This window comes from Bradyrhizobium sp. CCBAU 25338 (genome assembly GCF_028128965.1).
Classification (GTDB): Bacteria; Pseudomonadota; Alphaproteobacteria; order Rhizobiales; family Xanthobacteraceae; genus Bradyrhizobium; species Bradyrhizobium liaoningense.
Window position 1 is genome coordinate 1 of record NZ_LFKY01000027.1, and the last position, 26,514, is coordinate 26,514.

Consider the following 26,514-nt stretch of genomic DNA (forward strand, 5'->3'; position numbering starts at 1 on the left):
TGATCGCGGCGCTGAAGGAGCAGACCGCGGGCGCCGCCGGCGCTTCCGAGCTGAGCCGGGCCGCGGCCTAACGGGACCAGGAGATACGCTATGACCAGCAAGACGCAAGTAAGCGAAGGCGCCATGGTCGAATACGTCACCGCGATGATCGGCGGCCAGCTGGGGGGGGGGGGGGGGGGGGGGGGGGGGGGGGGGGGGGGGGGGGGGTTCGGCCTGCCGATCTCCCGCGTCCAGGACGTGTTCATGCCCGAGCGCGTCACCCGCGTTCCCCTGTCCTCGCGCGAGATCGCAGGGGTTCTGAACCTGCGCGGCCGCATCGTCACCGTGGTCGACATGCGCGCCCGTCTCGGCCTGCCCAAGGCCGAGGACGGCAAGGTGCCGATGGCGGTCGGCGTCGACCTGCGCGGCGAATCCTATGGCCTGCTGATCGACCAGATCGGCGAGGTGCTGCGCCTGCCCGAGGACGGCAAGGAGGAGAACCCCGTCAACCTCGACCCCCGCATGGCCAAGCTCGCAGGCGGCGTCCACCGCCTCGACGGCCAGCTCATGGTCGTCCTCGACGTCGATCGCGTCCTCGAGCTCGCACCCGAAATGATGGCGGCCTGAACCAACGAAACCATCGAAGCCGGAGAACCAAAATGAAGACGTGTTTGGTGGTCGATGATTCCAGCGTGGTGCGCAAGATCGCGCGCCGGATCCTGGAAGGTCTGGAATTCGAGGTCACCGAGGCCGAGGACGGCGCGAAGGCGCTCGAGATCTGCCAGCGGCAGCTGCCCGACGCGGTGCTGCTCGACTGGAACATGCCCGTCATGGACGGCTTCGAGTTCATGGGCCACATGCGCCGCCTGCCCGGCGGCGACCAGCCCAAGGTGGTGTTCTGCACCACCGAGAACAACGTGGCTCATATCGCGCAGGCGCTCAGCGGCGGCGCCAACGAGTACATCATGAAGCCCTTCGACAAAGACATTATCGCCGACAAGTTCGCTGAAGTTGGTTTGATCCCGGTCGGACAAGCCATGGTCTGAGTGTGTCTGGCCCGAGTGTTTGGGCCAGAGTGTTCCAGTACAGCTTCCGAGAGGCCATCCGTGACCCCGACCGAGTACGAGTATCTGCGTAAGTTCCTAAAGGATAATTCCGGTCTCGACCTGTCCGCAGACAAGCAATATCTGATCGAGAGCCGCCTGCTGCCGCTCGCCCGCAAGGCGGGGCTCTCCGGCATCGCCGAACTGGTGCAGAAGCTGCAAGCCGGCTCGCGCACGCTGATCACCGATGTGGTCGAGGCGATGACCACCAACGAGACCTTCTTCTTCCGCGACAAGGTCCCGTTCGATCATTTCCGCGACCACATCATGCCCGAGATCATCAAGGCGCGGGCCAACCGCCGCAGCGTGCGGATCTGGTGCGCCGCCGGCTCGACCGGGCAGGAGCCTTATTCGCTGGCGATGTGCCTGAAGGAGATGGGCGCGGCCCTCACCGGCTGGCGCGTCGAGATCATCGCGACCGATCTGTCGCAAGAGGTGTTGGAGAAGGCGAGGGCCGGCGTCTACAGCCAGTTCGAGGTGCAGCGCGGCCTGCCGATCCAGATGCTGGTCAAATATTTCAAGCAGACCGGCGAGACCTGGCAGATCAATCCCGAATTGCGGGCGATGATCCAGCATCGCCAGCTCAACCTGCTGCACGACTTTGCCCAGCTCGGCACCTTCGACGTCATCTTCTGTCGCAACGTGCTGATCTATTTCGACCAGGACACCAAGATCAACATCTTCAACCGGCTGGCGCGCCAGATCGAGCCGGACGGCTTCCTGGTGCTGGGCGCCGCCGAGACCGTGGTCGGACTGACCGATACGTTCAGACCGATTCCGGAGCGGCGCGGCCTCTACAAGCCGAACGATCCGCGTGCGGCAGCAGCCAAGCCGGTTCTCGCCGCAGCGGCGCCGCGCATGGCGGCGGCGATGGCGGGGCAATAACATGGCCGACGATGGCAAGGGCGCGGAGCGCGTGACGTTCAGCCGCGGCTATGATGTCTGCATCATGGCCATCGACGGCACCTGGCGGCGGGACTGCAAGCTCAACGCAATCTCCGACACCGACGCCATCCTCACGGTGGAGGGCTCGATCCAGGGATTGAATCTGAAAGAGTTCTTCCTGCTGCTGTCGTCAACGGGCCTCGCCTACCGCCGCTGCGAGCTGGTCCGCGTCAACGGCGCCGAAATGGACATCCAGTTCTTGCGCGGCAAGAACAGGAAGAAGCGCGGTGCGGCCGGCGGCCACGACGCCGCGGCGTGATCTGGCCGCAGCTGCCGCCATTCCTTCCGGCACCTTGCTTCACATTTGCTGAACACATTCGAATCAATTGGCCGCAGCAGCTTTACATCGCCTAAGCGCGAGCCGTGTATCCATTGAGGGCCTCAATCTCAGGATTCGGAAATGCCCAGAAGTTCTCTTTCCCCCGTCTCGTCAAACCTCCCCGATGTCGCCGAGCGGCGTGCGCTTCAGCTCCTGGTGGTCGACGACGACGCCACGCAACGCCGCCTGATCGCGGTCGCCGCCAAGCAGGCCGGCCACGAAGTCACCGTGGCGCCATCCGTGACGGACGCGATCGAGAAGCTCCGCGCCGCGCGCTTTGATTGCGTGACGCTCGACCTCGTGCTGGAGGATGGCGACGGCATCGACGTGCTGCGCGAGATGGCGAGCGCGAAATTCGCGGGCTCCGTGATCGTCATCAGCGGCATGGACGGCAGCCGCCGCAGCGCCGCCCGCAGCTTTGCCCGCTCCGTCGGGATCGAGTTGCAGAGCCTGCCGAAGCCGCTCGATCTCGCGGCACTGCGCATCAGCCTCGCCAATCTCGGCAAGATCGCGATGGGCCTGCCTGCGATCCACACCTGGGGTGGTGTCGCCAACGACGCGATCGTGGAACGGCATCGCGCCTAAAGCATGATCCGGAAAAGTGCGCCGCGGCTTTCCGAAAAGATCATGCTTGAACAACAACCTAAAGCGCGGTGACGATTCATCCTGATCGCATCGCGCTTTAACGCGCTGAGCTGCCATGCAAGCGGCTGCGGCGGCTCCGCCGCGCTGATTGCGGCTCAGGCCTGATTGCCGGGTTCCGACAATTGTTGCAGGGCGTGGTCGAGCCCCGCCCGGCAGGCAATGAGAGCGGCGCCCGCCGCGGCGTAACGGGGCGTGACGTCGTCGAGCACGAAAATCTCATTGGAACCCGCGATAGCGCTCACGTGCCCCGCCGCGTCTTCCTCAGCCATGACTGCGTCGATCAGGCGCAGACTGATGTCGATGCGCACGATCAGAGAGCGAAGATCGGCTGCGATCAACTGACGGCTGTCAGTTGCAGACGTCGCGACAAGCGGGGCCGGGCCAGCGAAATTTAGCATGGATAATCTCCGTGTCCCGCAATTAGGCACCTTGCCGCTACTTGTGCGTTAAGTCCATGTCCCGTACAAATACGGGTGGGCCGAATCCGCGCCGAGCGCCATAAGGGTTGGCGCGGACGCGAGTCCTTCATGCCAACCGGATGTGGCACATGGCCGAACAAAGCTCTCGCGGTGAAATCTTCGTGGTGGACGATGACCCTGCCGTTCGCGACACCTTGTCGATGGTGTTGAAGGCAGCGGGCTATGACGTGATCTGTTTTGCAGACGGTGCAGCACTGCTCTCGGTCGCGCGAAGCCGCACACCGGCTGCGATTCTGCTCGACGTGCATATTCCCGGAAAGTCGGGTCTCGACATCCTGAAGGAGTTGCAGGGCGAGGACTATCCGGCGCCGATCTTCATGATCTCCGGTCAGGGCGACATCGCGATGGCGGTCGGCGCGATCAAGAGCGGCGCCCTCGACTTCATCGAGAAGCCGTTCCGCGGCAGCGAGATCGTCGGCCGGCTCGATGAGGCGATCGGCGCCTATGCACGCAGGCAGGCGCAGAATGCAGCGCCGAAGTTCGGCTCGCTGCATTTCCCCGGACGCGAGCCGTTGACGCGCAGGGAGCGCGAGGTGCTGGAGCAGTTCGCCTCCGGTGCATCCAACAAGGAAGCCGGCCGAACGCTCGGCATCAGCCCGCGCACGATCGAGGACCATCGCGCCAACATCATGAAGAAGCTCGGCGCGCGCAATGCCGCCGATCTGATCCGCATCGTGATGACTGCGGCCCAGCGCGCATCGTAGGGAGTTTGTAGCCCGGGTGAGCGAAGCGATACCCGGGAACGCTGCCGCAGAGTCCCGGATGTCGCTTCGCGCATCCGGGCTACGGGGCTCCCAGGCATCACCCGCTCAGCGCCCTGCGGATGATCTGCGCAAGATCCGATTTGCGATAGGGCTTTGCCAGCAGCAGAACACCCGAATCCAGCCGGCCGTGATGGATGATCGCGTTCTCGGTATAGCCTGACGTGTAGACCACCTTGAGATCCGGGCGCGACTTCATCAACTCGTCGGCGAGCTGCCGTCCGTTCATCTTGCCGGGCATGATGACGTCGGTGAACAGAAGGTCGAACGGCTTTCCGCTGGCGACGATCGCGAGCGCCTCCGCGGCGTTCGCAGCCTGCAAGGTGACGTAACCCAGCGAATGCAGTTGCGCCAGCACGTAGTCCCGCACCAGACGGTCGTCCTCGACCACGAGGATCGTCTCGTGTCCGCCCTCGATCGTCGCCGGCGTCACGCCCTCGCCGACCGCTGTCGCCGTCTTGCCGGGCGGCAGGTACATCTTGATCGTGGTGCCGTGGCCCTCCTCGCTGTAGATCTTGATGTGACCTGCGGACTGCTTGATGAAGCCGTAGACCATCGAAAGCCCGAGTCCGGTGCCCTTGCCCGGTCCCTTCGAGGTGAAGAAGGGGTCGAACACCCTGGTCAACATGTTCGCGGGGATGCCGGAGCCGGTGTCGCTCACGGCGATCAGGACGTAGCGCCCCGGCGGCACATCGTTCGCGCTGGCATAGATCTCGTCGAGATAGGCGGCGCCAGTCTCCAGGATCAGCTTGCCGCCGCCGGGCATGGCGTCGCGAGCATTGAGCGCGAGATTGAGGATCGCGGTGGTGAGCTGGTTGGGATCGACGATCGCGACGCAATTCTCGTCCTCGAACACCGATTCGATCTGGATCTGCTCGCCCAGCGTCGGCCGCAACAGTTTCGCGGTGTCGACGATCAGCGAGTTGATGTCGATCTCGCGCGGCTGGAGCGGCTGCTTGCGCGCGAAGGCGAGCAGGTGCTGGGTCAGATCGGCGCCGCGCGCGGCGGCCTCGTCGATCATCTTGGTGATGGCCGCGAGCTGCGGCTCCTTCGCGACCGCCTCCGCGAGAATCTCGATCGTCCCGGTGATGACGGTCAGAATGTTGTTGAAGTCATGCGCCACGCCGCCGGTAAGCTGGCCGACAGCCTCCATTTTCTCGGCGTGACGGATGCGCTCCTCGGCGGCGATCTTGTCGGTGAGGTCGCGGCAGAACACGTTGAACAACAGGCCCTCGCGGCGCTTCAGGGCGGTGACGCTCAGCTCGGCCCTGAATTCCCTGCCGTCGCGGCGGCGGCACATGAGCTCGAGGCGGCGGTTCAGCGTCCTGCCGTCCTCATCCTCGAGGAAACGCCGCAGTCCCGCCCTGACCCTCTCACGCTCGCTCTCGGCGACGATCAGATCGATCGTGCTCTTGCCGAGCACCTCGTCACGGCGCCAGCCGAAGAGCTGTTCGGCCTGCGAATTCCAGCTCAGGATGCTGCTGGTCTCGTCGGTCTGGACGAAGGCGTCGAGCGAGGTCTCGACGATGTTGCGGGCGAGCCGTTCACTCTCGCGCAGCGACTCCTGCGCGAGCCGTGCTTCTGTCATGTCGCGACCGATGAAGAAAAATCGATGCGCCGGCTCGGACCAGTTACCGAGCCAGGACAGCCAGACCCCGTGGCCGTTCTTGTGGAAGCAGCGGGTGTCGGCGAGCTTTGGACGCTCGCCGCGCCGCAAGGCGCGCATCTCGGCGCGCGACTGCTCCAGATGATCGGGATGAATGAAATCGGCGCCGCTGCGGCCGATCATCTCGTCCGGCCGGTAGCCGAGAATGGCTTCGCTGCTCGGGCTGATCTGCGCGATATGGCCCCGCGCATCCATGATCATGATCAGGTCCTGCGACGTCTCGAAGATCTGTCGCCGCTCCTCGAGCTGGTGCTGCAGCGCCCGCTCGGCGCGCCGCGCCTCGGTCAGGCTGCTCGCGCTCCCGGAGACGCCGACGATCTCGCCGGATGGACCCCTGATCGGCGAGAGGCTGAGCGAGATTTCGACCGGCGTGCCGTCCTTGCGCAGGCGTACGGTCTCGAACCGTTCGATCGGCTCGCCCCGTGCGATCCGCTGCAAATAGTCCTTGCCGTGCGCGCGACGGTCGGGCGGGACGATGATCGACGTGGGCTTGCCGATCGCCTCCTCCGCCGAATAGCCATAGAGACGTTCGGCGGCCGGATTCCAGCCCGTGATGACCGCATCGAGCGTCTGCATCACGATCGCATCGTCGGATGATTCCACCGCGGCGCTGAACAGCCTCTCGCGCGCCGCGTGATGGCTTCGCGCAGCCTCGGTGCGGCGATGCTCCTCGATCTCGCGCTCGAGAGCGGCCGTTTTCGCACGCGTCTCCTCGACCATCCGGGCAAAGGCCCGCGCCAGCACGCCGGTCTCACCGCCAGCATCGACGGGAATCTCCGCTGGACGTCCGCTGCCGATGGCCTGCACCGCCGCAGTGAGGCGCCCGATCGGGCGTGTCAACGAACGCGCCAGCAGCACCGCGAGTGAGGCCGCTGCGAGCACGGCCAGCACACCGACGAGCAAGGAGGTTCTCTGGATGGCCCCTGGCACGAGGCCGAACACAGGCGCCGGAATCGTCTCGATGATTGCGACCCATTCCTGGCCCGCGAGCAGCGCCGGCGCGATGGCCGCGCCGCTCGGCCGGCCGGATCCATCCGGTATGAGCCGCGTGGATACTTCAAGCGTGCCGGCCAAGGCGGCGAAATATGGAAAGTCCTTGCGCCAGTCGTTGGCACGGTCGTGCAATGCGCCGAATTCCCGCGTGCGATCGGGATGGATGAGATAATCGCCGCGCGAATTCACGACGTAGATCTCCCCTCCCGAGGTCACGGTGGAGCGGACGCGCTCGAGTGCCGGACGCATGTCGACATTGGCGACGATAAGGCCGAACGGCTTGCCGTCGGATGCAAACAAAGGCATCGCGACCCGCAAAGTCGGAGCGTGAGCGGCCGTGGTTCCCCCGTGGCGGGTCGCGAGATCGATGGGGGACACGTAAATCTCGCCGGGCCCGAGCCGCATGGTTTCCTTGAAGTAGGTTCGGTCGCCCTTCCGCTCCAGTTCGCCGTCCGGGGCGATCCGTGCCGTTCCGCCCGGTCCGGAGCGGTCGACGCGGACCAGTTCGCGCTGGTCGTTGTCGACACCGATGATCCGGAACTGCCCATAGATGGGCTTGGCGTCGATCTCGGCCGCGAGCCGCGTTGCGATACGCTCGCGCCAGGTTTGCTCCGAGACGCCATCGATGGGGTCGGTTCCTCCACCGGTGTGAGCCCGGATGAGGCCATTGATTGCCGCTGCGGCGCGGTAGCCGACCATATCGCCGCGCACGCCGGCAACGTAGGATTCGAGATTGGTCGCGAGCAGGCGTGACTGGGCTTCAACCCGCTCCAGGACCCGTGGAATGACGGCCTGCGTGGTGTTGCGATAGCCCAGCCATCCGACTGCGGCCACGGTCACCGCCACCAGCAGGATCATCCCGATGGCCAGCCGCGTTGCCAGCGTCGTTGCCAGTCTCATGGGGGGGGTCGCCGGGCTTGCCGTATCGCGCCTGTTCCGGCCCGGAGCAGAGGAGGTGTCCTGGTCATCTGCAGCCATCGCCGGCGACCGTCACGTGATGACCAGCCCGTTCCAGCAGCCGGATGGTGATCTGTACGGCCGGATCGTCCCCCACGATCAGGATGTTGGCCACGCTTGCAATCCTCCGGGTCGGTGGGGAAACCCCCGGCGACCAGAATCAAAGCCATCAAAAACATGAAATTGTTGCGCGGATTGTCGTCTGCCGGCAAGCACTTCGGAGCCCCTCCGGCCTGCGGTCGGCCGATTTATTGCGCCACACCGTCCGTATGCCCGCCCGGGTGCATAGCAGAGGTTCGCCTTCAGCCCGCCCAGCGCCTTGCCGGGTATGGAGGGCCTGTGAGAAGAGCAGGGCGAATCCTTCGGACGGACAAGGAATAAAATGACCAACAAGAAGAAGTCGCCCGACCAGCTTCGCAGCGCGCGCTGGTTCGCGCCCGACGATCTGCGCTCGTTCGGCCACCGCTCCCGCGCCATGCAGATGGGCTATGCCCCCGAGGAGTGGAAGGATCGCCCGATCATCGCGATCCTCAACACCTGGTCGGACGCGCAGCCCTGTCACATGCACTTCAAGTCGCGTGTCGACGACGCCAAGCGCGGTATCCTGATGGCTGGCGGCCTGCCGCTGGAGCTGCCGGCGCTGTCGCTGTCGGAATCGCTGCTGAAGCCGACCACCATGCTCTACCGCAACCTGCTGGCGATGGACGCCGAGGAATTGCTGCGCAGCCATCCCGTCGACGGTGTGGTGCTGATGGGCGGTTGCGACAAGACCACGCCGGCGCTGCTGCTGGGCGCCACCTCGATGAACATCCCGGCGATCTATTTGCCGGCAGGTCCCATGCTGCGCGGCAACTGGAAGGGCAAGACGCTCGGCTCGGGCTCGGACGGCTGGAAATATTGGGACGAGCGCCGCGCCGGCAAGATCTCCGACAAGGACTGGCTCGACATCGAAGCCGGCATCGCCCGCAGCTACGGCACTTGCATGACCATGGGCACGGCCTCGACCATGACCGCGATTGCCGAGGCGATCGGCATGACGCTGCCCGGCGCGTCCTCGATTCCCGCCGCGGATGCCAATCACATCCGCATGGCCTCCGAATGCGGACGCCGCATCGTCGAGATGGTGTGGGAGGACCTGACGCCGAAGCTGATCCAGACCCGCAAAGCCTTCGAGAACGCGATCGCGGTCGCCATGGCGATGGGCTGCTCCACCAATGCGATCATCCACCTCATCGCTCAGGCCCGCCGCGCCGGCCAGGACATTGGCCTGGACGATTTCGAGACCGCGAGCCGCAAGGTGCCCGTCATCGCCAATGTCCGTCCAAGCGGCGATACCTATCTGATGGAGGACTTCTTCTATGCCGGCGGCCTGCCGGCGCTGATGAGCCAGATCAAGCCGCATCTGCATCTCGACTGCATCACCGTCACCGGCAAGACGCTGGGCGAGAACATCGAGGGTGCCGAGGTCCACAATGCCGACGTGATCCGCTCCATCGACAATCCCATCTACAAGGAAGGCGCGCTCGCCGTGCTCAAGGGCAATCTCGCGCCCGACGGCTGCGTCATCAAGCCGAGCGCCTGCGCGCCGCGCTTCCTCAGGCACACCGGGCCTGCGCTGGTGTTCGACGACTATCCCTCGATGAAGAAGGCGGTCGACGATCCCAACCTTGATGTCACCGAGGATCACATCCTGATCCTGCGCAATGCGGGGCCGCAAGGCGGGCCGGGCATGCCGGAATGGGGCATGCTGCCGATTCCGACCAAGCTCGTGAAGCAGGGCGTGCGCGACATGGTGCGCATCTCGGATGCGCGCATGAGCGGCACCAGCTACGGCGCCTGCATCCTGCACGTTTCGCCGGAATCCTATATTGGCGGTCCGCTGGCGCTGGTGCGGAACGGCGACCGCATCACGCTCGACGTCGCCGCGCGCACGATCAATCTCGACGTCCCCGAGGCCGAACTCGACAAGCGCCGCGCCGCCTGGAAGCAGCCCGAGCCCCGCTTCGAGCGCGGCTATGGCTGGATGTTCACCAGGCACATCAAGCAGGCCAATGACGGCTGCGACTTCGATTTCCTCGAGACCGATTTCGGCGCGCCGATCGGCGAGCCGTCGATTTACTGACACCTGTCATTCCGGGGCGCCGCAAAGCGGCGAGCCCGGAATCCATTGTGCGGCAGTACGTGCGGCTCGATGGATTCCGGGTTCGCGCTAAGTGGCGCGCCCCGGAATGACGAACTAACGAGAGAGCTCAGCCGATGTCCAAACTTTCAGAAGCCACCCGCAACAAGCTCAAATCCGTCTCCACCGCCACGGTCGCCACCGCCTTGTTCAAGCGCGGCCTGCGCATCCAGATGATCCAGGATGTGCATCCCTTAAGTCCCGATCAGCCGACCATGGTTGGCGAAGCCTTCACGCTGCGCTACATGCCGGCGCGCGAGGATCTCAACACGATCGACGTCTTCAAGGACCGTTCGCATCCGCAGCGCAAGGCCGTGGAAGATTGCCCGCCGGGCGCTGTGCTGGTGATGGACAGCCGCAAGGACGCGCGCGCGGCATCGGCAGGCGCGATCCTGGTGACGCGATTGATGAAACGTGGCGTCGCCGGCGTCGTCACCGACGGCGGCTTTCGCGATTCCGCTGAAATTGCAAAACTCGGCTTCCCCGCCTTCCATCACCGCCCCTCGGCGCCGACCAACCTCACGCTGCACCAGGCGATCGAGATCAACGTCCCGATCGGCTGCGGTGATGCTCCGGTGTTCCCCGGCGACGTCATCCTGGGCGATGCCGACGGTGTCATCGTGATCCCGGCGCATCTCGCTGACGAGATCGCGAGCGAAACCTTCGAAATGACCGCGTTCGAGGACTTCGTCACCGAGGAAGTCGGCAAGGGCCGCGGTATCTTCGGTCTCTATCCCGCCACGGACCCGCAGACGCTGATCGATTTCGCGGAATGGCGGAAGAAGAACGGAAGGTAATGCGGCCCGGAGAATGCACGACATTCTCCGATGTCGTCCCGGACAAGCGAAGCGCAGATCCGGGACCCATAGCCCCAGGGCGTGGTTTGGCGATGACCAGCAGTAACAGTTCTTCGCCGGTACTGCTTTCGCACTCCCTCGATAAATCACGCGGTATGGGTCCCTGCCTTCGCAGGGACGACAGCCGTGGGTGTCGCTACACCCCGGCCTCCGCCATTCCGGCTGCCCACAGCGCGAATGCATAGACGATCGCGACCTCGTCAAGCCGGTCGAATCGTCCTGAGGCGCCGCCGTGGCCGGCGCCCATGTTGGTGCGGAGCAGGACCGGGCCGCCACCCGTCATGGTGGCGCGCAGGCGCGCGATCCATTTGGCGGGCTCCCAATAGGTGACGCGCGGATCGGTCAGGCCGCCCATCGCCAGGATCGCCGGATAGTCCTTCGCCGCGACGTTGTCGTAAGGCGAGTAGGACAGGATGGTGCGAAAATCCTTCTCGCTCTCGATCGGGTTGCCCCATTCCGGCCATTCCGGCGGCGTCAGCGGCAGCGTGTCGTCGAGCATGGTGTTGAGCACGTCGACGAACGGCACTTCGGCAACGATGCCTGCGAACAATTCGCCGGCGCGATTGGCGACCGCGCCCATCAGCATGCCGCCGGCCGAGCCGCCATGGCCGACGATGCGCTTTGCGCTGGTGTATTTCGCATCGATCAGCGCCCGGGCGCTGGCGGCGAAATCGTCGAACGAATTCGTCTTCTTCTCGCGCTTGCCGTCGAGATACCAGCCCCAGCCCTTGTCGGCGCCGCCGCGGATATGGGCGATGGCGTAGACGAAACCGCGATCGACCAGCGACAGGCGGTTGGCGTTGAACGAGGCCGGCATCGCCATGCCATAGGAGCCGTAGCCGTAGAGCAGCAGCGGCGCCGAGCCGTCCAGCTTCAGCCCGCGGCGATGCAGGATCGAGACCGGCACCTCGGCGCCGTCATGCGCCTTCGCCATGATGCGCGTGGTGACGTAATTGGCGGCATCGTGGCCGGACGGAATCTCCTGGCGCTTGCGCAGGGTGCGCGTGCGCTTCGCCATGTCGTAGTCGTAGACTTCCGACGGCGTTGTCATCGAGGAATAGGCAAAGCGCAGAGTCGTCGTCTCGAACTCGTAGGAGCCCATCGTATCGAGCGAATAGGCGGCCTCGTCGAAGGCGATGGCGTGCTCCTCGTTCGAGGCGAGATCGCGGATCACGATCGACGGCAGCGCGTTGGTGCGCTCGAGCCGGACCAGATGGCCGGCATAGAGATCGAGGTCGATGATGTAGATGCCCGGGCGATACGGGATCAGGTCGCGCCAGTTCTTGCCCTCGGGCTGGCCAAGCGGCGCGGTGACGATCTTGAAGTCGATGGCGTCGTCGGCATTTGTGAGAATGAAGAGCTCGTCGCCGCGGTCGGCGAGTGAATATTGCACGCCCTCCTCGCGCGCCGCGACCAGGCGCGGCGGCGCCTCGGGATTGGCGAGATCGATCAGCCGCTGCTCCGACGTCTCGTGGTCGCCGCCGGCGATCACGCAGAAGCGGCCGCTGGTGCTCTCATGCAGATGGGTGAACCAGCCGGCATCCTGCTCTTCATAGACGAGCGTGTCGTCCGCCTGCTTGGTGCCGAGCTTGTGTCGCCACACCTGCATCGGACGGTGATTGTCGTCGAGCTTCACATAGAAGAAGCTCTTGCAGTCCGCGGCCCAGACCACGCCGCCATCGGTCTCCTCGACGAGGTCGTCGAGATCAGCCCCGGTCGCCCAGTCGCGCACGCGGACGGAAAAATACTCGGAGCCCTTGGTGTCCGCGCTCCAGGCCTGCAGCTTGTGATCGTGGGAGTGCCGGCTGCCGCCGAACTTGAAATATTTATGGTCCCTGGCGAGCGCGTCGCCGTCGAGCACGATCTGGCCCTCGCCGCCATCGCGCGGCATGCGGCCGAACAGCTCGTGCTGCCCGCCCTCGCGAAACCGGCGGAAATAGGCGAAGGGACCGTCGGGCGACGGCACGCTCGAATCGTCCTCCTTGATCCGCCCGCGCATCTCGCGCACCAGCGTCTTCTGCAGGCTAGCTGTGTGGCCGAGCAGGCTCTCGGTGTAGGCGTTCTCTTCGTCCAGATATTTGCGGATATCGGGGCCGAGCACCGCAGGGTTACGCAGCACCTCCTGCCATTTCTCGTCCTTCAGCCAGGCATAGTCGTCGGTCACTGTGATGCCGTGCCGCGTGAAGGAATGCGGCCGGCGCGGCGCGACGGGCGGCTGGAAAGGCGTCTTGGCTGAAGGCGTCTTGGCTTGTGTCACTCGATCCTCGTTGCGTTTCACCGGAACCTCACTCGTCATGCGCGGGCTTGGCCCGCGCATCCATCAGAGAAATTTCGTGAGCGATGGATTGCCGGGGCAAGCCCGGTAATGACGGCGATAGGGCGGCAGTTCGCGCATCATATGGCGACGAGGGCTCGAATTGCCAGCGCCGGTGCGTCGAGCCTGCCGGGTTGTTGACCGGCCCCTTGTATGCTTTAGGGACGATATCCCCGCCGCCGGTCCAGCCAGATGCTGTTCAATTCCTATCCATTCATCCTGCTGTTCCTGCCGGTTGTGCTGGCCGGCTATTTCCGGCTCGGCCGGCGCAGCAATCTCGCCCCGGTGATCTGGCTGGCGCTGGCCTCGCTGGCCTTCTACGCCATCGGCAGCTGGCAGTTCGTGGCCCTGTTGCTGGTATCGATTGCGTTCAACTACGGCGTCGGCCATCTCCTCATCGTGGCGGAGCTCACCCCGTCACGGCGCCGGGCAGCGCTCGTTTTTGGCGTCGTCGGCGATCTCCTCGTGCTCGGCATCTTCAAATATGCCGGCTTTGCTGCTGAGAACATCAACGCGCTGCTCGGCACGCACGTTGCGGTTCACGTTCTGCTGCCGGTCGGCATCTCCTTCTACACCTTCACCCAGATCGCGTTCCTGGTCGATGCCTATCGCGGCCAGGTCGCGGCCTATGCGCTGCCGCATTACACGCTGTTCGTGACCTATTTCCCGCATCTGATTGCGGGACCGATCCTCCACCACAAGGACATGATCCCGCAGTTCGAGCGAGAGGAATCGAAGCACCCGGACGCGCATCTGATCCTGTGCGGAATCATCATCTTCGCCATCGGCCTGTTCAAGAAGACCTGCCTTGCCGACGGCATCCAGCCGCTGGTCGCGCTCGCCTTCGAGGCGCGCTCGCCGAGCTTCGACCAGGCCTGGCTTGGCGCGCTCGCCTACACCTTCCAGCTCTATTTCGACTTCTCCGGCTATTCCGACATGGCGATCGGCATCTCGCTGATGTTCGGCATCTTCCTGCCGGTCAATTTCAACTCGCCCTACAAGGCGGCCAGCATTGTCGAGTTCTGGCGGCGCTGGCACATGACGCTGTCGCAGTTCCTGCGCGACTATCTCTACATCCCGCTCGGCGGCAACCGCAGAGGTCGCGTGCTGCGCTATGCGAACCTGATGATCACGATGCTGCTCGGCGGGCTCTGGCACGGCGCGGCCTGGACGTTCGTGGTGTGGGGCATGCTGCACGGCGCCTATCTCTGTCTCAACCATGCCTTCAACGCGCTGGTGCCGGATATCCCGTCGTCGCTGGCGCGCCCGGCCCGCATCGTCGGAGCGGTTCTGACGTTTCTTGCCGTCGTCGTCGCCTGGGTGTTCTTCCGCGCCGAGAGCGTCGCATGGGCGCTACGGCTCCTCCGCGCCATGGCCGATCCCGCCGACATCGTCCTTGGCCGCGAGGAGATTGCGGCGCTGGTGCTGGTGTCGGTCTACGCGGCGCTGGTGTGGCTGACCCCGAACACCCAGGCGATCATGGGCTACGATCACGGCAACCGCAGGGTCGGCGAGGCCTTGCTGGCAGGGCGGATGCGACCGTTGTTCCTCTATGGCGCATCGCTGGTGCTCGCGTTCGGCATTTTGGGCATCCAGAGCCACAGCGAATTCATCTATTTCCGGTTCTGATGCGCGCACCGTTTGCCAATGTGAGACGTCTTCTCCTCGCGAGCGTCGTGTGCGCGCTGGCCGCGGCTGCGCTGACCTTCGTCGTCGATCCCCTGCAACTGTTTCGCCCTTCGCGTCTCATGGCGGCCTTCTATTCCGACGACACCCGCGTGCAGAATGCCGGGCTGATCCGCAGCCAGTCGTTCGACACCGCCTTCATGGGCACATCGCTCGCGATCCATTTCCGTCAGAGCGAGATCGATCGCGCGCTCGGCGTCCATTCGCTCAAGCTGGCGATGACCGGCTCCAACTCGCGCCAGCAGGCCTTCGTGCTGGCGCAGGCGATCGATCGCGGCGCAGGACGGGTGATCTGGGAGATGGACGACTTCATCTTCGTCGATGCCGCCGACATCGAGGCAGATCCCTATCTCTCCGTCGACCTCTATCGCGGAACGGCCAGAGGCATCGCGTCCTATCTGTTCAGCGCGGCGATGGCGAAGGAATCCCTGTTCGCGCTGGCGCGGTCGATGCCGCCGCTGCGGGAGCCGCTGACCCGGGCGGCGCCGTTTCTCCCGGTCAAGTTCGCGCTGTCCGACGTCGATGACATCTACGCGCTGCCGCGGGATTTCGATGTCGCGCGCGGCTACAACGCGACCAGGACGCTTGCCGCCTTCGCCTACATCACCGATCCCCTTCGCAGCCGCTTCCTCGGCGAGGGCTATGGTTACGACGCGATGGTCCGGCATTTCGAGCACGACGCCGTCGGCCTGATCACGCGACATCCCGACGTGACCTTCGACATCTACTTCCCGCCCTATTCGATCCTGCAATTCGTCGCCATGCGCGATGCCTCGCCCGAAACGTTGAAGATCGTCACCGATCTGACGGCGCACGTCGCGCGCCGCCTGACGCAGCTGCCGAACGTGCGCCTGCATGATTTCCGCGCGATCAAGGCGGTCACGCACGATCTCAACAATTACAGCGACGTCATCCACCATTCGCCGGTGGTCGATGCGAAGGTGCTGAAGTGGCTGGCGAGTGGGGAATACCGGGTCGATCCGAAGGCGCCGCTCGCATCGTTGAATGAGCTCAAGGCTCAGGTTGAGGCTTATCGAGTGCCGAAGTGACTGCCGCAAACTCACCTGTCGTCCCTGCGAACGCAGGGACCCATAACCCCAGGAAGGAGTTTGGCGAAGACACGCAGTGATCGGGCCTTTCTGCGGTACGGCCAATGCGGGGCAACGATAGATCACGAGGTATGGGTCCCTGCGTTCGCAGGGACGACGGCGGAGTGTTTGGCTCCGCCTACGCCGCCACCTCTTCGCCGAGATACGCGACCGCCGCCTCCAGCCCGCCCTTGCCATGCGGGATCTTCAGCGCGTTCAGGCCGATCTCGATCACCCCGAGCGTGCCGAGCAGCATCGGCGCATTCACATGGCCCATATGGGCGATGCGGAAGGCCTGTCCCGAGAGGTCGCCGATGCCGGTGCCGAGCACGACGCCGCACTTTTCCTTGCAATAGCGTTGCAGCACCGCGGGATCGTGGCCGTTGCTCATGGTCACGGTGGTTACGGTGTTGGACCGCTCGCTCGCTTCGGCCACGTTGAAGCCGAGCACCTGGCCTTCCGACCAGACGGCGACCGCACGGCGCGCGGCTTCGGCGAGCAGGCTATGGCGGCGGAAGGCGTTCTCCAGCCCTTCCTCATGCAACAGGTCGATCGCCTGGCGCAGCGCGAACAACAGATGCACCGGCGCGGTGCCGGCGTATTTGCGATAATTCTCGGTGCCTTCGCGCTCGCTCCAGCTCCAATAGGGCGTCGACATGTTCGCCTTCTTGTGCACCTCGAGCGCGCGCGCATTGGCGGCGACGAAGCCAAGGCCGGGCGGCGTCATCAGGCCCTTCTGCGAGCCGGACATCGCGACGTCGATGCCCCATTTGTCCATCTCGAACGGCATGCAGCCGAGCGAGGCGACGGTGTCGACCATGTACAGCGCGGGATGACCGCTCGCCTTAATCGCCTTGCCGATCGCCTCGATGTCGTTCTGTACGCCCGAGGCGGTGTCGACCTGGACCACGACGACCGCCTTGATCGTGTGCTCCTTGTCGCGGCGCAGGCGCTCCTCGACCTCGTGCGGCCGCACCGCGCGGCGCCAGTCGCCCTTGAGCACCTCGACCTCGGCGCCCATCAGCGCCGCCGCATTGCCCCAGCCGATCGCAAAGCGCCCACTCTCCAGCACCAGCACCTTGTCGCCGCGCGACAGCACGTTGCTCAGTGCCGCTTCCCAGGCGCCGTGACCGTTGGCGATGTAGATGTAGGACTTGCCCTTGGTCGCAAACAGCTTCGAGATGTCGCTGAGCAGGCTCTCGGTCAGATCGAGCATCTCCTTGGAGTAGATGTCGATCGCCGGACGATGCATCGCCCGCAGCACCTCGTCGGGCATCGTGGTGGGCCCGGGGATGGCCAGAAATTCCCGGCCCGCGCGAACGGTCATTGCTGTTGGTCCTTGTTGCTTGAGAACAGGCTGATAGGTCGCTGATTCATGCTTTTACGCGCCGCCGGGTCTCGAGAAAAGCACGTAAAATGCAGGGCTGGGTTATCGCTTCGTCTCCCGGCAACCGGCCGCTTCGGCTTCCTCCACCGAGCAGAACCAGCGAGTGCCCTTGCTGATCTTCATCTTGATCTGGGTGTACCAGCGGCTGGTCGGCTGGTGATAGATGCACTCGCCGGTGCTGTTCACATTGCCCTTGATGGTGCAGTCCGGCGAGGGGGCGACCGGCCCCGAGGCCGAGGCGAGCAGCACCGCATGCGCGCCGTCGGGCGGCTTGGTGGCGCCGAGGATGGCCGTCTTCTTGTTGCGCACGCGCCAGTCCCAGGGCGCGATGAAGGCGCCCTGCCACATCCCGACCTTGGCCTCGCGCGCGGCCTTCTCATCCGCCTCATAGTCGTGGGACATGCGGGTGTAGGCCAGTGCCCAGCCGTTGCGCACCAGCCATTTCTGGATGTCCTCGCCGCCGACCTCGCAGCGCGCGACGGTGCGGCCGCGCCGGTCGATCGACCTCGTGTGGCAGGCCCAGCTTTTGCCGTCGGCGTATTTGGCAAGCTCGTCGCGGGCGGCAACGCCGCAGGTCCAGCGCTCGGTCTTGGTGTTGAGGCACAGCTGGTCGACCGCAGGCGCGTCGATGCCGCCGAGCCGGATCCGCGTGTTCCCGATCACGACGGCGTCGCCCGCACGCACTTTTGCGATGCCGGTGATGTCGGCAGCCTGGGCGAGCGACGGGGCGAACAGTGACAGCGCAATCAGGAATTTTCGCAACATGCCGGTCCGCGTGTGATGATTATCGATAGAGCCCGCAATTGTGGTCGGCTTTTGGCCTCCGGGCCAGCATGTGCCTGACGACTGAGCTTTCAACTTCCTGTCATTGTGGCTCTCTCTTACCCTCCCCTGGAGGGTAAGATGAAACATCACCCCCGCGCCATCGCCCTTCTCGCCACGGCCAGCCCCATCAGCACGAACGCCGAGGTCACCTCGGGACCGCCGACCAGAATCCGCGTCGGTGTCTTCATCTTGTTCCATTCATAGGCGCGGAAGGGGCCGCGGCGGCCGCCTTCGCCCAGGCTTGCGATGATGACGTTCAAAGCCGGCGCAAAGGCGCGCGGGTCGGCGCCGAGATGGCCGAGCGCGATCAGCGCGAGCGCGGCGTCGAACACGTTCATCTCGGCCGCCATCAGCTCGCCCTTGACGTAGGACAGCACGCGGTGGCGGATGAAATCGAAATCGCCTTCGGGATCGATCGCGGCCTGCGCCGCCAGCGGCAATGCCAGGAAGGCGGCATAGCAGCGGCCGAAATAGGCGCTGTAGAGCTCCGGCAGGTAATAGATGTGCGAGCGCGGATTGGCGAAGGCGCCGCTGGCCGCCAGCCGCTTCTGGAAGCCGATGATGCGATGCACCGTGGCGAGCCGCGCCGGCGTCTCCAGAATCTTCCAGCGCGCCAGGTTGCGAAAGCTGACCTCGAGAATGTCGAGATTGAGCGTCGGATCGAGATCGTTGCCGTAAGGGCGCTCGCCGGCGAGATTGTCGATCCAGGTCGCAACCCCACCCTCATAGTCGATATTGTCGTTGATCGGCACGGTCACGCGCGGCGCGTTGACGCCGGCGCGCACCTGGTAGCCGGCGTAGAAATCCAGCAATGGCTGGTCGATGATGGGATCGGTGCAGCCGGCCTGCGTTGCCGCGGAGATCGAGCACGCCGTGGTGTCGCAATCCGGCACGTAGATGCCGAAGCCGAGATCCTGCTTGATCTGCGCGAAGAAGCGGGAGAAGCGCGGATGCGGCGCCGGCGCGAGCGCGGTGACGACGTTGAAGCGCGCGCCGTCGATGCCCTCGACCTCCTCGCGGCTGATGTTGACGCAGAAATCGACCATGTCGGCGATCGCGCGCTCCGCCGCGATCTTGTCGGTGACCGAGGCGAGCCCGGTCTCGACGTAGCTCAGCAGCGCCTCGACGAAGAACGCATCGTAATAGGCCGAGCGATGGCGGATCTGCACCGGCTCCCACATCGGCTCGGCAATGCCCTTCCAGGGCGGATTGACCACGGCGCGCGCGGGCGAGCGCGCGATGAAGACGCGGGCGAGGTTGAACAGCAGCGAGGAGTTCTTGTAGCCGCGCGCGTTCAGCCCCGTGAGCGCCATGATCAGCTCGCGTCCGCGGAAGTCGGGATCGCCGATCAGGTTGAAGGCGGCATAGGTCGGCAGGAAGCCGTTTCGGCGGTACGAGCCGAGCAGATGCTGCGCGCAGTCGCGGATCGCGCCGTCGATCTGCGCGCTCTGCGGCAGGGCGGCGGTGAACGGCGCCGGCGGCGGCTTGGGATGGTCGAGCGCGATGCTGTCGACGAGATCGGCGATCGGCCGCCCGACCGCCGCCCAGTCGGGCTCGACCTCGTCGCGGGCGTGGACGAGTGCCTCGCGCAGCCGGGTCAGCCTGGCCTCGTCGCGCAGCTCGGGCAGGCCGGCGCGGCGGAGCAGCATCCGCAGCGCGGGATTGCCGAGCGCGGTCTTGTAGAATTTGGCCAGATGCAGATCGCCGCTGGCCGCCTCAGACAATACGGGATCGCAGACGTCGTAAAGCGAGGGGCCGTCCTTCCGCGCCGTCAGCGCCCGGCAGGCGGCGCCGGCAAAATAATGAAAGCTCATGAAGTACCTGGTCGCGGGGGGCTTGTCCGGGGCCGGCGAGCGCGCAGCCGTCCGCACACCACCCCCTGCAAGTCTTTGAAAAGGCTACCCGGATTCGCAGGAAAAACAAATGTGATAGACGTCACAGAAAAAGTCGGCACGAGGCCTGCATGATCGGCCTCCGGAATGCTACGGGGGAGTCGAAAATGGAGCAATCTGGCTCGGAGAATTAACCAACGTATTCAGATACTTATATCAAATTTCGAGCAATCTATTGCCCGAGCGCCTATATGCGGTTAAGGGATTGTTTGGTGCGGCGCCGCAAATTGCGCGCAATTCGGGGGCACTCCCCCGGCCAATCCCTCAAACCTAAAGACGCTATCGCGCTACTCAAACAGTGTGCGCGCGCGTGGCTGGTCTTTGGCACAGGAAACGAACCGAGATGAATGTAAAGCAGCTCGACCTTTCCAGACGCACGATCGCCCTCGCCGCAGCCCTCATCGGCACGGTGTCGCTGGTGATCGGCGCCCATGCTGCTCTCAACATGCGCGCGATCGACGCCGCCAAGGCCGTCTCGACCGACCAGATCACCGGTTCGATCGGCCAGACCTCGCGCCTGGCGCTGGTCATCGGCAACGGACACTATCCCGACGCCAGCGCGCCGCTGACGCAGTCGATCAACGACGCCCGTGCGCTGTCCTCGTCGCTGCGCAAGAACGGCTTTGACGTCGACATGGTGGAAGACGCGACCAAGGACGACATGGTCCGCGCCGTCAACCGCCTGAAGTCCCGGATCAAGCACGACAGCGTCGTCATGCTATTCTTCGGCGGCTTCGGCGTGCAGGCCGGCCGCGAGAGCTACATGCTGCCGGTCGATGCCGTGATCTGGAAGGAAAGCGACGTCCGCCGCCATGGCGTCTCCATCGAAGGCGTGCTCGAGATGATGAAGGAGCAGGGCGCCAAGGCCAAGCTCGTCGTGGTCGATGCCTCCCGCCGTAACCCTTACGAGCGCCGCTTCCGCTCCTACAGCCACGGCCTCGCGCCGATCAGTGCGTCGGACAATGCGCTGATCCTCACCTCAGCCTCGCCCGGCAAGGTCGTCGACGACGGCAAGGGCGAGCATAGCGTGCTGGTCAGCGAGTTCCTCAACAACCTCAGCAAGCAGGGCAGCGCCGAGAGCGTCTTCAACAAGACCCGTCTCGCCATCTCCCGCGCCAGCGAAGGCGACCAGGTCCCGACCGTTTCCTCCTCGCTGCTCGAAGACGTCCAGTTCGGCGAAGCCGGCGGCTAGTTTTCCTCAGGTCCTACGAAGTCTCGTGCCCCGGACGCGGCGCATCATGCAATGATGCGCCGCTGAGCCGGGGCCTATCTTTTTAGGCTGTCGCATTGCGACGAGATGGGTCCCCTCTGCGCAGCAGCGTTGCACGCTGCAGCACGTCCGGGACACGAGCAACGTTACTTCGCCGCTTCCGCGGCCATCACCGGGCGCACCGGGTCGCCTTCGCGCAGCAGTGCGCCGGCGCGGGCGACGACGACATCGCCTTCGTTGAGGCCGTCGCGGACCTCGATGTTGCCGCCCGACATCAAGCCGACCTCGACACGCTTGGTCTCGACGCGGTTGCGGCGGATCACCTGCACCACGGTGCCCGCGGATGAATACTGCACGGCGGTCAGCGGCACCGCGACGTTACAGCTCTGTCCGGTCTTGATCAGCGCGCGCCCGCTCGCGTTCAGGAGCAGACGCTTCTGCGAAGAGATGCCGATATAGACCATCCCCTGCTGGATGTTCGGCTCGACGGTCGCGCCGATGCGGCGCACCTTGCCGCCGATGTCGTCGGCGCCTGCGATCCACACCGTCGCCGGCTGATTGACCGCGAGCTTGCGCACATCGGTGGTGGCCACGAGGCCGACGAGATCGTATTCGCTGCGCGCCACGATCGTGAACAGCGCCTCGCCCTTGGCCGAGGCGAAGTTTCCGATCTGCGCAGTCGAGGTCGCGATCACGCCCGCCACCGGTGCGGTGACCTGAAGCGTGCCGCCTTCGGGTAGCGCCAGCCGTGCCAGCACCTGGCCGGCGGTGGTGGTATCGCCCGCTTCCGCCAGCACGTCCGTGACCTTCAGGCCGGGACGCTCGGGCCGCACCGAGGTTTGCTCCCGCGCGACGATCGTGCCGGTCGCCTCGACGATGTCGGAGAAGCAGGATTTCGCGACCTTCAGCACCGTGACCGCCGGCCCCTTGGGCGCGTCGTCATCGGCGGCTCCGGCCGGACAGGGGTTGAAGACGAGCAGGCCGGCGACGGCTGCGGGACACAGGTTTCGACCAACGGCACGGGGCAAATGACGCATCGGAAATTCCACAGGGTCTATGTCTCCAATCGATAGCAGATGGCCGCCGCCCGCGCACTATGGCCGCGTCGTCCCAAAACAGGATGCCGCGCCGCAGGCAGTCGCGGCAAGTCTTTGATTAGTCGCGGGATTGGAGAACAGGTTCGCGCCTCTGGGGCCCGGTCGCCGCGACCGTCCGGGCTTCCGGGTGCGGCCGATCACGGTCTTCTCAACTGTCGCAGCCACCTGTATGAAATTCGGATCAGGAACGATGCGGCGTCGCTGCCGTACAACTCGTGGTCGAGACGGGATGCAGCAGTTCGTATGCGAGCAGAATATCGTCCATTTCGAGCGGCTGCTCAATGAGACGAGCGACCCGACGGTCCAGAGTACGGTGCGCGCGCTGCTGGCATCGGCGAAGCGCCAGTTGGCGTTGCTGAACTCGGCTGCGTCGGGTGCCGATACGACGCCGCTCGAACAGCGCCGGCGGCAGCACATCGACGCCGCAACGATCCGGCGGCAATTCCAGCCTGAGTTCGATAGCTCGCCGCATCCCTATATGCTGCTGGACCCCGGGCCGGGCCTGTCGATCGTCGATATCAACGACGCCTATGCGGTGGCGACCTTCATCAGCCGGGCCGACGTCGTCGGCCGGTCCCTGTTCGAGATATTTCCCGACAATCCCGACGATCCGCTCGCCGATGGCGTCAGCAATCTCTACAGCAGCTTACGGATCGTCGGCGAGACGGGACGAGCCCATGCCATGGCGATCCAGCGCTACGACATCCGGGATCCCGGAGGCACCTTCGTGGAGCGTCATTGGCAGCCGATCAACTCGCCGATCCATGACACGGCGGGCCATCTGGTCTTCCTGCTGCACCACGTCGAAGACGTCACGGCGCAGGGTACGGCACCGCGTTAACCGTCAGCCGCGTCGATCACCCAGCAGCTTGCCGGTGGCCCGCTCGATCAGATGCAGCCGCGTGCAGGCCGGGCATGACACGGACACGTGTGTGCGATCGGAGGGCTCATCGGTAAGCCGATGCTGCACGTTCAAGCCAGTCTGAGGGCATTTGAAGACAATCTGTCGATCCATGGCCGGAGATATGCCGCCAAGCCGGACCTTGCGAAATTACGGATGTTTACGTAGGTCGGCGGGCCCCTCACGGCAGGCTCAGAAACTCGACCCAGTTCGGCTTCTTGCCAGTGGGGTAGGATTTCAGCCTGGCCAGCGCGCCGCTGCTCTGGTCGATGGCATAGACCGTCATGCCGTCCGAGAGTTCGCCGACAGCCGCGAGGTAGCGCCCGGAGGGATCGATGTGGAAGGCGCGCGGCTGCTTCTCCGTCGGGACGCTGCCGACCGTGGTCAGCTTGCCGCTTGATCCATCGACCTTGTAGGCGGTGAGCGCGCTGGTGGTGCGCTCGGAGGCGTAGAGGAAGCGGCCGTCCGGTGTGATGTGGATGTCGGCGGCCCAAGGCTTTTTGTCGGACGATGTGGCATTGAACCCTTCCGGCAGCGTGGTGGTGCGCTGGATCTCGTCCCACGCGCCGCTCCTGGCGTCATAGGTGAATACCGCGACGTCGCCGTTCAGCTCGTGCAGGAGATAGACGAACTTGCCGCCCGGATGAAACACGAAGTGCCGCGGCCCCGATTTTTCCGGCACTTTGTGCGCCGGCGGATCGCCCGGCGTGAGCGTACCGGTCGCGGCGTCGAACGCGAAGCTCAGGACCTGGTCGGAGCCGAGATTGGTCGCGAACACGAAGCGGTTGTCGGGCGAGGGCAGGAAGGCGTGGGCGTTCAGCCCGGTCGGAATCACCTGCTTGGGCTCGCCGACGACGCCGTCTGCAAGAATCGGATTCAGCGCGACCTTGCTGCCGCCATAGGAGGCGCTGAACAGGAACTTGCCGCTGCGGTCGATGGCGATGTTGGCCATGCTGTCAGCAAGCGGTCCGTTGCCGAGATGGCTGAGCCGGCCCGTCTTGGGATCGATCGCAAAGCTCACCGCGAGGTATGGCTGCGAGCGGATTCCGGCGATCAGCACGCGGTGGTCGGGCGTGATCGCGAGCGGCGTCGAGGAGCCGGGCTTCTCGACGCCTTTGAAAGGGGCCGTCTGCACGAGCGTCATCTCGCCGCTCTCGGTCATCTCGAACACGCTGATGTCGTTGCTGTCGGCGTTGCCGACATAGGCGAAGGTCTCGGCCATAGAGGCACGGGCTCCGGAAACGAGAATGAGGGAAGCGAACAGGGTGGTGGCGATCGCAGCGCGTGATGCTCTGGATGCGGATCCTCGGCGCGGTCTCGGCCTCGGTTTCGACATGGGCTCCTCCTAAAGCCGGATCGCGGCATTGTCGTTTTGCCGGCGAGGATAGCGGCAGGCGCGCCGCCGCACCAAATCCCAATCGGGATCGATCGATGCCGAATTCGTATCGGTGGCGCCGGGTTAGCCAACACACCGCCGCCGTGCGGCCAGTGCATTGCAAAGCGACGCCCCATGAGCCCGTTCACAGGTCGAAAAGAGCCGATGCCGCTGCGAACCAATGCCGTGCGAACGCATTGAACCGCCATGTCTCGTGAAAACGATCTCGAAGGTAAGCCCGACATGGGCGGCAAGCATGGCGGTCAAGCCGGCCAGCCCAAGCCTCCACCACGCCCGCGCGAGGGCGAGCGCGACGAGGACGTCGTGGCAAAGCGCCACACCGGCCAAACCGATCGCGCGCCGCCACCGACCAAACCAAAATAGCGCCTCGTCCGCCCGCATGCTGTTGGACGGTCGCCGCGCCAGGGAACGGCGGCATCGCCACGCCGTTAGCCTCGCGCGGCGGGCGAGAGATGGAAACGGAGGCTGGCCTGTGTTTTGGATCTATTGGAACACCGCCTGGTCGCTGATCATCAGCGGCATCATGGTCGCCACCATTGTCAGCCACCCCGACGCCGAATTCGCCGAAGTGCGGGCGGCCCGACGATCGATGTGAGCTTGCCGGGGTCGCGGGTTTGATCCTGTTTCGGCGAGACCCTGAGCGGACGAATGCGGAGAGCAGCCCGCCAGGACTGCCTGCCGCCACCGTGATCCCTTTTGCCGTCAGCCAGCAGCCCGCCGCGGCCTGACCGATGTGCCGGAGGTCTGGGGCCGCGATCCCGTCACGTAGTCGGGAAGCTGAAACTTGCGCCGGTAATCCTTCGGTGACACGCCGGCCTGCTTTCGAAACAACCGACGAAAGGACGCCACGTCCTCGTAGCCGACCTCGCGGCAGATGTCCTCGATGGCCGTTTCCGTCGTCTCAAGCAGTTGCTTGGCTTCCTCGATGCGCAGCGTCTGCACATAAGCGAGCGGCGAATAGCCGGTCGCTGCCCGGAAGCGGCGATCGAATGAGCGCTTCGGCAATCCGGAGTGATGCACCAGCTCCGCAATGAGGTCCTGCCGCTGGTAGTTCTGCGCGATGTAGTCCTGGCACCTTCTGATCACGCCGTCGCCGTGATCCACGTTCTGCACCATCGAGGCGAACGGCAATTGTCCTTCGCGATGCCACTGGTAGAGAAAGAGCTTCGAGATGCGAATTGCCTCTTCCGTACCGCCGTATTTCGCGACGATCAGCAGCGCGAGATCCTGCCAGGATGATGCACCGCCCCCGCAGACGAGATTGTGGCCGGGCCCGTTCTGCACCAGGACGCGCTCCATGCGGAGCTTGACCTTGGGGAAATGCTTTCGAAACACCGGCTCGTAAACCCAGTGCGTGGTAGCCTCGTATCCGTCGAGCAGGCCGGCTTCGGCGAGCACGAGGGATCCACCGCAGGATCCGTACAGCTGTGCGCCCGCTTCGTGCATCCGCCTGATCCATGCGATGAGCCGGCGATCGAGCACGGCGGTGCCCGTCTCTGCCGTAACGATCACGTTCGGTACGAACACGATGTCGGTCGATTCAACGTGATCGACCACGTCCTGCGGCAGGATGCTGACCCCGGTGATCAGCGTGATCGGGCCAGGTTCGGCGCCCACCAGCCGCGGTTCGAACAGGCCTTCCGGCGTGCCACCCTTGACGCCGTCCCACATCCGTCCCGCGCCCCACAGCGTGTCGAATACGCCGTAGATGATCGACGGATCGCATTCGGCGAACACGGGAATACTCACGCGTACACGTCCACGTGACATTCTGCAGCCTCTGGCTCGATTGGCTCGAAACTGACTATTCTGCCTCTCCATCCGCGAGTCCAGAC

Annotated in this window: 24 protein-coding genes and 1 pseudogene; 14 read left to right on the forward strand and 11 right to left on the reverse strand. The window is 64.9% G+C overall.

Annotated features, from left to right (window positions below; translation table 11 throughout):
- Positions 1 to 245, reverse strand: a 245-nt coding sequence (locus ACM42_RS09285; protein WP_271527688.1) for a hypothetical protein, incomplete at its 3' end; no start/stop codon positions are given.
- On the opposite strand from ACM42_RS09285, the gene ACM42_RS09290 reads away from it, so the two are divergent.
- The 5 genes from ACM42_RS09290 (at position 145) to ACM42_RS09310 (ending at position 2,931) form a co-directional block, all read left to right on the forward strand.
- Positions 145 to 606: a chemotaxis protein CheW gene (locus ACM42_RS09290; RefSeq protein WP_271527686.1), complete on the forward strand. Its 462-nt coding sequence runs from the start codon at positions 145 to 147 to the stop codon at positions 604 to 606. The two genes, ACM42_RS09285 and ACM42_RS09290, sit on opposite strands and share 101 nt — an antisense overlap.
- Positions 607 to 638: 32 nt before the next feature.
- Positions 639 to 1,025: a response regulator gene (locus ACM42_RS09295; RefSeq protein ID WP_028181013.1), complete on the forward strand. Its 387-nt coding sequence runs from the start codon at positions 639 to 641 to the stop codon at positions 1,023 to 1,025.
- Positions 1,026 to 1,085: 60 nt separating this feature from the next.
- Entirely contained in the window at positions 1,086 to 1,967 is an 882-nt protein-coding gene (locus ACM42_RS09300) for a CheR family methyltransferase (RefSeq protein ID WP_271527639.1), read from the forward strand.
- A gap of 1 nt (position 1,968) precedes the next feature.
- Positions 1,969 to 2,286 (forward strand): hypothetical protein, encoded by a 318-nt coding sequence (locus ACM42_RS09305; RefSeq protein ID WP_028181011.1) that lies wholly within the window; start codon positions 1,969 to 1,971, stop codon positions 2,284 to 2,286.
- Positions 2,287 to 2,427: 141 nt separating this feature from the next.
- The gene (locus ACM42_RS09310) at positions 2,428 to 2,931 is read left to right on the forward strand and encodes a response regulator (protein ID WP_271527640.1); all 504 of its coding nucleotides are present in this window, start codon (positions 2,428 to 2,430) and stop codon (positions 2,929 to 2,931) included.
- A 155-nt stretch (positions 2,932 to 3,086) separates the two neighbouring features.
- Here the strand turns inward: ACM42_RS09310 and ACM42_RS09315 are convergent, their stop codons facing one another.
- Positions 3,087 to 3,389 (reverse strand): hypothetical protein, encoded by a 303-nt coding sequence (locus ACM42_RS09315; RefSeq protein WP_271527641.1) that lies wholly within the window; start codon positions 3,387 to 3,389, stop codon positions 3,087 to 3,089.
- A 149-nt stretch (positions 3,390 to 3,538) separates the two neighbouring features.
- Here ACM42_RS09315 and ACM42_RS09320 point away from each other — a divergent pair, with 149 nt between their 5' ends.
- Positions 3,539 to 4,174, forward strand: coding sequence for a response regulator transcription factor (locus ACM42_RS09320; RefSeq protein ID WP_028181008.1), 636 nt, complete (start codon positions 3,539 to 3,541; stop codon positions 4,172 to 4,174).
- A gap of 97 nt (positions 4,175 to 4,271) precedes the next feature.
- Here the strand turns inward: ACM42_RS09320 and ACM42_RS09325 are convergent, their stop codons facing one another.
- Entirely contained in the window at positions 4,272 to 7,790 is a 3,519-nt protein-coding gene (locus ACM42_RS09325; protein WP_271527642.1) for a PAS domain S-box protein, read from the reverse strand.
- Between the two features lie 73 nt (positions 7,791 to 7,863).
- Positions 7,864 to 7,962 (reverse strand): annotated as a pseudogene (locus ACM42_RS09330) (response regulator); the annotation flags it as partial.
- Positions 7,963 to 8,229: 267 nt separating this feature from the next.
- On the opposite strand from ACM42_RS09330, the gene araD reads away from it, so the two are divergent.
- Entirely contained in the window at positions 8,230 to 9,969 is a 1,740-nt protein-coding gene (araD, locus tag ACM42_RS09335) for an L-arabinonate dehydratase (RefSeq protein ID WP_271527643.1), read from the forward strand.
- 134 nt (positions 9,970 to 10,103) lie between these two features.
- A complete protein-coding gene (locus tag ACM42_RS09340; RefSeq protein WP_271527644.1) occupies positions 10,104 to 10,823 on the forward strand; it encodes a ribonuclease activity regulator RraA in 720 nt (239 codons plus the stop codon).
- Between the two features lie 196 nt (positions 10,824 to 11,019).
- Here the strand turns inward: ACM42_RS09340 and ACM42_RS09345 are convergent, their stop codons facing one another.
- On the reverse strand, positions 11,020 to 13,140 hold the full coding sequence (locus tag ACM42_RS09345; RefSeq protein ID WP_271527645.1) for a S9 family peptidase: 2,121 nt from the start codon (positions 13,138 to 13,140) through the stop codon (positions 11,020 to 11,022).
- Positions 13,141 to 13,389: 249 nt separating this feature from the next.
- On the opposite strand from ACM42_RS09345, the gene ACM42_RS09350 reads away from it, so the two are divergent.
- Together ACM42_RS09350 and ACM42_RS09355 are read left to right on the forward strand one after the other, a co-directional pair.
- Complete coding sequence (locus tag ACM42_RS09350; RefSeq protein WP_271527646.1) at positions 13,390 to 14,826, forward strand: MBOAT family O-acyltransferase; 1,437 nt, start codon at positions 13,390 to 13,392, stop codon at positions 14,824 to 14,826.
- Positions 14,826 to 15,932, forward strand: coding sequence for a hypothetical protein (locus ACM42_RS09355; RefSeq protein ID WP_271527647.1), 1,107 nt, complete (start codon positions 14,826 to 14,828; stop codon positions 15,930 to 15,932). Before ACM42_RS09350 ends, ACM42_RS09355 begins: the two co-directional genes overlap by 1 nt.
- Before the next feature lie 178 nt (positions 15,933 to 16,110).
- Here ACM42_RS09355 and ACM42_RS09360 read toward each other — a convergent pair whose 3' ends face one another.
- From ACM42_RS09360 to ACM42_RS09370, 3 genes are all read right to left on the reverse strand, one after another.
- The gene (locus ACM42_RS09360; protein WP_271527648.1) at positions 16,111 to 17,298 is read right to left on the reverse strand and encodes a pyridoxal-phosphate-dependent aminotransferase family protein; all 1,188 of its coding nucleotides are present in this window, start codon (positions 17,296 to 17,298) and stop codon (positions 16,111 to 16,113) included.
- Between the two features lie 102 nt (positions 17,299 to 17,400).
- Entirely contained in the window at positions 17,401 to 18,123 is a 723-nt protein-coding gene (locus ACM42_RS09365) for a thermonuclease family protein (protein WP_271527649.1), read from the reverse strand.
- Positions 18,124 to 18,269: 146 nt separating this feature from the next.
- Entirely contained in the window at positions 18,270 to 19,997 is a 1,728-nt protein-coding gene (locus ACM42_RS09370; protein ID WP_271527650.1) for a hypothetical protein, read from the reverse strand.
- A gap of 421 nt (positions 19,998 to 20,418) precedes the next feature.
- On the opposite strand from ACM42_RS09370, the gene ACM42_RS09375 reads away from it, so the two are divergent.
- Entirely contained in the window at positions 20,419 to 21,267 is an 849-nt protein-coding gene (locus ACM42_RS09375) for a caspase family protein (RefSeq protein WP_271527651.1), read from the forward strand.
- Between the two features lie 164 nt (positions 21,268 to 21,431).
- Here ACM42_RS09375 and ACM42_RS09380 read toward each other — a convergent pair whose 3' ends face one another.
- Positions 21,432 to 22,322, reverse strand: coding sequence for an efflux RND transporter periplasmic adaptor subunit (locus ACM42_RS09380; protein ID WP_271527652.1), 891 nt, complete (start codon positions 22,320 to 22,322; stop codon positions 21,432 to 21,434).
- A 289-nt stretch (positions 22,323 to 22,611) separates the two neighbouring features.
- On the opposite strand from ACM42_RS09380, the gene ACM42_RS09385 reads away from it, so the two are divergent.
- On the forward strand, positions 22,612 to 23,223 hold the full coding sequence (locus ACM42_RS09385; RefSeq protein WP_271527653.1) for a PAS domain-containing protein: 612 nt from the start codon (positions 22,612 to 22,614) through the stop codon (positions 23,221 to 23,223).
- A 241-nt stretch (positions 23,224 to 23,464) separates the two neighbouring features.
- On the opposite strand, the gene ACM42_RS09390 is transcribed toward ACM42_RS09385, so the two are convergent.
- A complete protein-coding gene (locus ACM42_RS09390; RefSeq protein ID WP_271527654.1) occupies positions 23,465 to 24,619 on the reverse strand; it encodes a lactonase family protein in 1,155 nt (384 codons plus the stop codon).
- Between the two features lie 246 nt (positions 24,620 to 24,865).
- Here ACM42_RS09390 and ACM42_RS09395 point away from each other — a divergent pair, with 246 nt between their 5' ends.
- A complete protein-coding gene (locus tag ACM42_RS09395; protein ID WP_271527655.1) occupies positions 24,866 to 25,042 on the forward strand; it encodes a hypothetical protein in 177 nt (58 codons plus the stop codon).
- A gap of 109 nt (positions 25,043 to 25,151) precedes the next feature.
- Positions 25,152 to 25,274 (forward strand): hypothetical protein, encoded by a 123-nt coding sequence (locus tag ACM42_RS09400; RefSeq protein WP_256439331.1) that lies wholly within the window; start codon positions 25,152 to 25,154, stop codon positions 25,272 to 25,274.
- A gap of 107 nt (positions 25,275 to 25,381) precedes the next feature.
- On the opposite strand, the gene ACM42_RS09405 is transcribed toward ACM42_RS09400, so the two are convergent.
- The gene (locus ACM42_RS09405; protein WP_271527656.1) at positions 25,382 to 26,428 is read right to left on the reverse strand and encodes a GlxA family transcriptional regulator; all 1,047 of its coding nucleotides are present in this window, start codon (positions 26,426 to 26,428) and stop codon (positions 25,382 to 25,384) included.
- Positions 26,429 to 26,514: the final 86 nt, after the last annotated feature.

Bases quoted from the DNA above. Each gene is read 5' to 3' on its own strand.
- ACM42_RS09290 (WP_271527686.1), top strand. From the start codon at position 145: ATGATCGGCGGCCAGCTGGGGGGGGGGGGGGGGGGGGGGGGGGGGGGG.
- ACM42_RS09295 (WP_028181013.1), top strand. From the start codon at position 639: ATGAAGACGTGTTTGGTGGTCGATGATTCCAGCGTGGTGCGCAAGATC.
- ACM42_RS09305 (WP_028181011.1), top strand. From the start codon at position 1,969: ATGGCCGACGATGGCAAGGGCGCGGAGCGCGTGACGTTCAGCCGCGGC.
- ACM42_RS09310 (WP_271527640.1), top strand. From the start codon at position 2,428: ATGCCCAGAAGTTCTCTTTCCCCCGTCTCGTCAAACCTCCCCGATGTC.
- ACM42_RS09315 (WP_271527641.1), bottom strand. From the start codon at position 3,389: ATGCTAAATTTCGCTGGCCCGGCCCCGCTTGTCGCGACGTCTGCAACT.
- ACM42_RS09320 (WP_028181008.1), top strand. From the start codon at position 3,539: ATGGCCGAACAAAGCTCTCGCGGTGAAATCTTCGTGGTGGACGATGAC.
- ACM42_RS09325 (WP_271527642.1), bottom strand. From the start codon at position 7,790: ATGAGACTGGCAACGACGCTGGCAACGCGGCTGGCCATCGGGATGATC.
- araD (WP_271527643.1), top strand. From the start codon at position 8,230: ATGACCAACAAGAAGAAGTCGCCCGACCAGCTTCGCAGCGCGCGCTGG.
- ACM42_RS09340 (WP_271527644.1), top strand. From the start codon at position 10,104: ATGTCCAAACTTTCAGAAGCCACCCGCAACAAGCTCAAATCCGTCTCC.
- ACM42_RS09350 (WP_271527646.1), top strand. From the start codon at position 13,390: ATGCTGTTCAATTCCTATCCATTCATCCTGCTGTTCCTGCCGGTTGTG.
- ACM42_RS09355 (WP_271527647.1), top strand. From the start codon at position 14,826: ATGCGCGCACCGTTTGCCAATGTGAGACGTCTTCTCCTCGCGAGCGTC.
- ACM42_RS09360 (WP_271527648.1), bottom strand. From the start codon at position 17,298: ATGACCGTTCGCGCGGGCCGGGAATTTCTGGCCATCCCCGGGCCCACC.
- ACM42_RS09365 (WP_271527649.1), bottom strand. From the start codon at position 18,123: ATGTTGCGAAAATTCCTGATTGCGCTGTCACTGTTCGCCCCGTCGCTC.
- ACM42_RS09370 (WP_271527650.1), bottom strand. From the start codon at position 19,997: ATGAGCTTTCATTATTTTGCCGGCGCCGCCTGCCGGGCGCTGACGGCG.
- ACM42_RS09375 (WP_271527651.1), top strand. From the start codon at position 20,419: ATGAATGTAAAGCAGCTCGACCTTTCCAGACGCACGATCGCCCTCGCC.
- ACM42_RS09380 (WP_271527652.1), bottom strand. From the start codon at position 22,322: ATGCGTCATTTGCCCCGTGCCGTTGGTCGAAACCTGTGTCCCGCAGCC.
- ACM42_RS09385 (WP_271527653.1), top strand. From the start codon at position 22,612: ATGCAGCAGTTCGTATGCGAGCAGAATATCGTCCATTTCGAGCGGCTG.
- ACM42_RS09390 (WP_271527654.1), bottom strand. From the start codon at position 24,619: ATGTCGAAACCGAGGCCGAGACCGCGCCGAGGATCCGCATCCAGAGCA.
- ACM42_RS09395 (WP_271527655.1), top strand. From the start codon at position 24,866: ATGTCTCGTGAAAACGATCTCGAAGGTAAGCCCGACATGGGCGGCAAG.